At 32.9% G+C, this 6328-nt stretch carries 5 protein-coding genes; 4 read left to right on the plus strand and 1 reads right to left on the minus strand.

The features are described 5' to 3' along the window. The first annotated feature begins 126 nt into the window (after window positions 1-126). Together IRZ78_RS25820 and IRZ78_RS25825 are read left to right on the plus strand one after the other, a co-directional pair. Window positions 127-498 carry a BlaI/MecI/CopY family transcriptional regulator gene (locus IRZ78_RS25820; RefSeq protein ID WP_194620443.1) on the plus strand — a complete coding sequence of 124 codons (372 nt, stop codon included), beginning with the start codon at window positions 127-129 and terminating at the stop codon, window positions 496-498. Continuing rightward, on the plus strand, window positions 495-2282 hold the full coding sequence (locus tag IRZ78_RS25825) for a M56 family metallopeptidase (protein WP_194620445.1): 1788 nt from the start codon (window positions 495-497) through the stop codon (window positions 2280-2282). The genes IRZ78_RS25820 and IRZ78_RS25825 overlap by 4 nt, the downstream gene beginning before the upstream one ends. A 107-nt stretch (window positions 2283-2389) precedes the next feature. On the opposite strand, the gene IRZ78_RS25830 is transcribed toward IRZ78_RS25825, so the two are convergent. Further along, the gene (locus IRZ78_RS25830; protein WP_194620447.1) at window positions 2390-3754 is read right to left on the minus strand and encodes a saccharopine dehydrogenase family protein; all 1365 of its coding nucleotides are present in this window, start codon (window positions 3752-3754) and stop codon (window positions 2390-2392) included. A 192-nt stretch (window positions 3755-3946) separates the two neighbouring features. Here IRZ78_RS25830 and IRZ78_RS25835 point away from each other — a divergent pair, with 192 nt between their 5' ends. Together IRZ78_RS25835 and pckA are read left to right on the plus strand one after the other, a co-directional pair. Next, window positions 3947-4333, plus strand: coding sequence for a DUF423 domain-containing protein (locus IRZ78_RS25835; protein WP_194620449.1), 387 nt, complete (start codon window positions 3947-3949; stop codon window positions 4331-4333). 300 nt (window positions 4334-4633) lie between these two features. Further along, window positions 4634-6238: a phosphoenolpyruvate carboxykinase (ATP) gene (pckA, locus tag IRZ78_RS25840; RefSeq protein WP_194620451.1), complete on the plus strand. Its 1605-nt coding sequence runs from the start codon at window positions 4634-4636 to the stop codon at window positions 6236-6238. The last annotated feature ends 90 nt before the right edge of the window (window positions 6239-6328 follow it).

The raw sequence follows: 6328 nt of genomic DNA on the forward strand, positions 1-6328 counted from the left end.
ATATAGAATATAGAATATAGAATATAGATTAATCGTAATCATCAAAAAAATCATTTTAATCATTCTAATCAGTGGCAAAAAAAAATCAGCAACTCAGAACCTTAGTAACTTAGAAACTTAAAAAAAATGCAACTATCAAACTCAGAAGAACAATTAATGGAACATCTTTGGAAGCTTGAAAAAGCTTTTATGAAAGATTTACTCGAAGCCTATCCCGAACCAAAACCCGCAACCACAACCGTTGCAACGCTTTTGAAACGAATGATCGATAAGAAATTCGTAGCCTATAACGAATTCGGAAATTCTCGAGAATATTATCCTTTGGTCGAAAAGACCGTTTATTTCTCGAAACACGTCAACGGATTAATCAGTAGTTTCTTTAATAATTCGGCATCACAATTTGCTTCTTTTTTTACCAAAGAAACCAATTTGTCAACATCAGAATTAGAAGAACTTAGAAAAATAATCGATTCAGAAATTCAAAAAAAGAAAAAATGATAGACTTCTTTATAAAATCGACGATTGCTTTAAGCGTTTTCCTGATTTTTTATCATTTGATATTGGAGCGGGAAAAAATGCATCAGTTTAATAGGTTTTTCTTATTGGGCAGCCTTTTGATTTCATTTGTCCTTCCATTTGTAACGATCGAAATAATTCAGGAAGTGTCAAATAGCAATACAGAAAATCTAATTATTCCAGGTCAAATTACTGCAAAAATCGTGGACGTGGACAAAAAAACACCTTTTTATGTTGTGTTAGGATGGACTATCTACGGTTTGGTAACGACAATTTTATTTTTTCGATTTATAACTAATCTGTATAATTTGATTAATAAAGGAAAAATCAATAATGTATTAGAATATCAAAATGCAAAATTGGTTTTGTTGCAAGAGAAAACACTTCCTTATACTTTTTTAAGCACCATTTTTATAAATGAAATGGATTATCAAAACAAAAAAATAGAAAAAGAGTTGTTTACGCACGAGTTAATTCATGTGAATCAAAAACATTCTTTAGATATTTTATTTATTGAAATAATCAAGATTGTTTTTTGGTTCAATCCAATTTTTATTTTTTACAAGAAAGCAATACAACTTAATCACGAATTTCTTGCCGATGATAAAGTAATTACATCACATAAAAATGTTTCGTTTTATCAGAATTTATTATTGTCAAAAGCAAATCAAGGTTCAATATATTACCTGGCCAGTAATTTAAATTATTCTGTAACTAAAAAAAGATTAATTATGATGACGACTACAACATCCAAAAAAATAACCTTTTTAAAGAAAACAGCACTTCTGCCTATAATGGCAATTTTAGTTTTCTTTTTATGTATTGAAACTGTTGCTCAGAAAAGTAAAACTGATGCAAAAACAGAGGGCATAACAAACGTTTCTAATATTGAAAAATACTATGCTAATACCGTTTTTGTTTTTAAAGAGGATAAAGCAAGTACGGCTACACAAAAAAAGTATGCTGAATTAACAGAAAGCGAGAAAAAGAGAATTCCTCTAGTACTGGCAATTCCTGCAAAAGTGGTAATTACCAAAAATATGCTGGAAAAATTTAAAGATGAATCTAAATACGCAGTTTGGGTTGATGGAATAAACATAGTCAATTCTAATTTGAATCAATACAAGGAAAATGATTTTGTTTACTACTACAATAGTTTCGTTTATAAAAATGCAAGAGGCAAAAAATTTCCACAAGAAAATCAAGTAAGCTTATATACAAATAAAGGTTTTGAGAATGCCTTTGAAAAAAATAAAAATGAAGGGCCAAAAATGATAGAAATTACTGGAAATAGTAAAAAGAGAAAATCTGATCAATTGGTAAAAATGGAGCGGGATCAAGACAAAGAATCTTTAGTAAAATCAGAATCAGAAATTCAATCTAATAATTCAATCGAAAAACAACCGGAATTTCCAGGAGGTATGCCGGCATTTTACAAATTCATTGGTAAAAATTTTAAAATACCAGAAGAAGCTTCAAAGAATAAAATTCAGGGAAAAATAGTTATAGAATTTATGGTAGAAAAAGACGGTACCCTCTCTGAATTTAAAATTCTAAAAGATTTAGGCTACGGGATAGGAGAAGAAGCGATAAAAATTCTAAAACTTTCTCCGGCATGGAATCCCGGCTCTGAAATGGGTAAGCCAGTTCGCGTTCTGTACACTTTGCCTATAACAATTCAAGATAACGAAACACCAAAAAAGTATAAGCTAGTAAAGGGAAGATATCAGAGAATGGATTTTCCACCAACCATTTTTGGAAATTAAAAACCATCTAAATTGTCTTTTAAATAAAAAAATCCGCTTCTAGTCAGTAGAAGCGGATAAAATTAAAAACTAAAAAAATTCTAAAAAAAAACCAACAAAACCAGACCCTAAAATAAGTCTGGATTATATCCAAAATAAGGCATATTTTGTTCATTAAAAACAACCCCATATTCCTCTAACTCTTTTAAAATAGGCTGGTAAACTTCTTTTTTTATCGGAAGCTGTACGCCCGGAGTTGTAATTTTTCCGTTCAAAATCAATAAAGTTGCCATTGCAACGGGTAATCCAACGGTTTTTGCCATTGCAGTATAAGTTTGGTCGTCGCCAATACAAACCATTTTAGAATCGATTTGCTGTTTTTTACCATTCAGTTCGTAACCAAATTTATGGTACATGACAATCATATCTTTATCGTTAGGCTCAAGAGTCCAACTGTCTGATAAGATTTTTTCTAATATCTGAGCAGGAGTAGCATTAGGTAAATCGACCTTTTTGTCGGGATTAAATAAATCCAGTTCCAGAAGTTTGTCCCACATAATATCGTCCTGATCGATTTTTAAAATCAATCGCGTTTTAATCTCTACAGAATCTGTTGGATGATAAGGCAAAAACGAATTCACGAACTGGCGATAACTCATGTTTTCAGAATCTTCCATGATATAACTGTCATCTGTCATGCCCAATTGTACAAACATATTCCATGCTTTCGAGTAACCCACTCTTCTAATCGTTCCGCGATATAAAGTCAGGATATCATCTAAACCGTAAATCGATCTGTATTTAAGCGAATCCCGGTTCGAATAGGCTTCGAATTTTCCGTAACCTTCTACCTCCAGAAATTCTGTTCTGCGAAAAACCGTTCCGTATGGGATATATTTATAAGTACCTTCCTGAATAAATTTTGCTGCGCCGCCTTGCCCAGCCAGAACTACATTTCGTGGCGCCCAGGTAAATTTGTAATTCCATAAATTATTATCACATTCGGGAGCGACTAATCCGCCGCAGAATGATTCAAAAAGTAACATATTACCACCTTTTGCCCTGATTTCGTCAATAACTTTCATGGCGCTCATGTGGTCGATTCCGGGATCAAGGCCAATCTCGTTCATAAAAATCAAATTGTTTTTCCTGGCTTCTTCGTCAAGCGCCTGCATGGCATCACTAATATAAGAAGCTGTAACAAGGTGTTTTTTGTATTCGATGCAATCTTTGGCGATTTCGATATGCAAATGAGCAGGCAACATCGAGATTACGATAGACGCTTTTTCGATTGCTGCTTTTCTTTCTTCGGTCTCAAAAATATTTAAAGCAATTGGAGTTGCATTGGGATGATTCTGAGTTTTTTTTTCGGCCAAAGCCAAAGACAAGTCAGCTACGACAAGGTGTAGGTTTTCGCTTTCTGATTTTGCTAATAAATAACGTATCAGCGACGATGCAGATCTTCCGGCTCCAAAGATTAAAATACTTCTCATTGTTTAAATTTGTAACACAAATATATTAAAATGTTAAATATATAACAATTTTAATTTTCAAAAAGTGTATTATTTTTTATTTTCGAGCCAAATTATAATGAATTTCTTTTTCCGGAAAAGATTTTTGAAAACTAAAATGCTTTTTAAAATGTATTGAAGTATTTTTGTTGGAGAATAAAAAGTATAGAAAATATGAAAAGAAGAATTGTTTTAGCAGCAGCTTTTATGGGAATGTTATCGATCATTTTGGGTGCTTTTGGCGCGCATTTACTGAAAAGATATTTATCTATAGAAGAGTTAAACACTTTTGAAGTTGGTGTTCGTTACCAAATGTATCATGCTCTCTTTTTACTTTTTCTTTCGACCAGAAAAGATATCGCTGAAAAAACTGTAAAAGCAATCTACAATTTGGTTGTTGCAGGTGTTCTTCTATTTAGTGGATCTATCTATTTATTAGCTACTAAAAGTCTTACAGTTTTCGATTTCAAAATTATCGTATTCGCAACTCCTTTGGGTGGTTTTCTATTAATCATTGCCTGGGCGGTGTTATTTGTTACGATTTTGAAGAGAAAATCATAAAATCCCGAATAAAAAATTCTATCTAAAAATTAATCTTTAATTTTGTCTCATAAATAACATATAATCTTATTTATGTGAATTTATCTTGTTTTTTACTTCAATATGTAAATAATATAACAAATTCATTTAATTGATTATAAGAAAGCAAATTTGAAGCCGTTATTTTTTTATTTTATTGAATTTAAAGATCAAATTTTACTTTATTAATATAAATAAAAGTAAAATTTAATTTTTTTTAAAGGATTAATAATAAATCTGTAATTTTGCTTCTTACTAAATATCACACACAACTTAAAATTTATGGACAGTCACACAGTTTTCTCGCAATCGATTTCGTTAAATGACTTAGGAATTGAAAATGCAAAAGTTCGTTACCAATTATCTGCTGATGAATTGCATGCGATCACTTTGCAATCAGGCCAAGGTGTCGAGAATTCTACAGGCGCATTGGCAATTAATACAGGTGAATTTACAGGGCGTTCTCCTCAGGATCGTTTTATTGTAAAAGATAGTATTACAGAGGATAAAGTTTGGTGGGGAAATGTAAATATTCCTTTTGACCCAACTGCTTTTGAAAAATTGTATAATAAGGTAACTCAGTTTTTATCAAACAAAGAAGTTTTCGTTCGCGATTCTTATGTTTGTTCTGATCCTAATTATAGATTAAATGTTCGTGTTGTTACAGAAACAGCCTGGTCGAATTTGTTTTGCTACAATATGTTCTTAAGGCCAGAAGAATCTGAACTTGCAAATTTTACTCCGGAATGGACAGTAGTTTGTGCTCCAAGTTTTATGGCAGATCCTGCTGTAGACGGAACACGCCAGTCTAATTTTGCTATTTTAGATTTTACTAAAAAAATAGCACTTATTGGAGGAACAGGTTATACAGGAGAAATGAAAAAAGGGATTTTCTCTGCTTTAAACTTCATCTTACCGGTTTTCGAAAATACTTTACCAATGCATTGCAGTGCCAATGTGGGTGAAGCCGGAGATACTGCTATTTTCTTTGGATTATCAGGAACAGGAAAAACAACTTTATCAGCAGATCCTGCACGTAAATTAATTGGAGACGATGAACACGGATGGACGGCAGAGAATACAGTCTTTAACTTCGAAGGCGGTTGTTACGCAAAAGTGATCAATTTAACCGAAGAAAACGAACCGGACATTTTTAGAGCGATCAAAAAAGGAGCGTTGTTAGAAAATGTGGTTTTCAAACCGGGAACAAACGAAGTAGATTATGATGATGTTTCTATCACTCAAAATACACGTGTAAGTTATCCAATAACACATATTGATAATATTCAGCCAGGTTCTATCGGGCACAATCCTAAAAATATATTTTTCTTAACGGCGGATTCTTTCGGAATCTTGCCTCCAATCTCAAAGTTAACTCCAGGTCAGGCAGCATACCATTTTATCTCTGGATATACAGCAAAAGTTGCAGGAACAGAGGCAGGAGTTACAGAACCACAGCCTAATTTCTCGGCTTGTTTTGGAGCACCATTTATGCCATTACACCCAACACGTTATGCCGAAATGCTAACTAAGAAAATGAAAGACGCAGATGTAAAAGTTTGGTTGATCAACACAGGTTGGACTGGTGGAGCATACGGAACAGGAACGCGTATGAAACTAAAATATACCCGTGCCATGATTACCGCTGCATTAAACGGAGAACTGGATCATGTAGAATATAAAAATCATGCAGTATTTGGAATTGCAAAACCACAGTCTTGCCCTAACGTTCCAAGTGAAATTTTAAATCCTAGAAATACTTGGGAAGATCCTGAGTTATACGATAAAAAAGCATTGGAATTGGCTCAGAAATTCAAAGCTAATTTCGCCAAATTTGAAGAGTTTGCCAACGCTGAAATTTTAGCCGGCGCACCGATTACGGAATAAGGAAGATTACTAATTCAAACTAAAAAAAGCTGTTCGTTATGAACAGCTTTTTTGTTATGTCTCACTCTCACTCTCACTCTCACTCTCACT

Source organism: Flavobacterium sp. CSZ (genome assembly GCF_015350725.1).
In the GTDB taxonomy this organism is placed as follows: domain Bacteria; phylum Bacteroidota; class Bacteroidia; order Flavobacteriales; family Flavobacteriaceae; genus Flavobacterium.

Excerpts from the sequence above, each read along its gene's own strand:
- IRZ78_RS25820 (WP_194620443.1), top strand. The coding sequence starts at position 127 with ATGCAACTATCAAACTCAGAAGAACAATTAATGGAACATCTTTGGAAG.
- IRZ78_RS25835 (WP_194620449.1), top strand. The coding sequence starts at position 3,947 with ATGAAAAGAAGAATTGTTTTAGCAGCAGCTTTTATGGGAATGTTATCG.
- pckA (WP_194620451.1), top strand. The coding sequence starts at position 4,634 with ATGGACAGTCACACAGTTTTCTCGCAATCGATTTCGTTAAATGACTTA.
- IRZ78_RS25830 (WP_194620447.1), bottom strand. The coding sequence starts at position 3,754 with ATGAGAAGTATTTTAATCTTTGGAGCCGGAAGATCTGCATCGTCGCTG.
- IRZ78_RS25825 (WP_194620445.1), top strand. The coding sequence starts at position 495 with ATGATAGACTTCTTTATAAAATCGACGATTGCTTTAAGCGTTTTCCTG.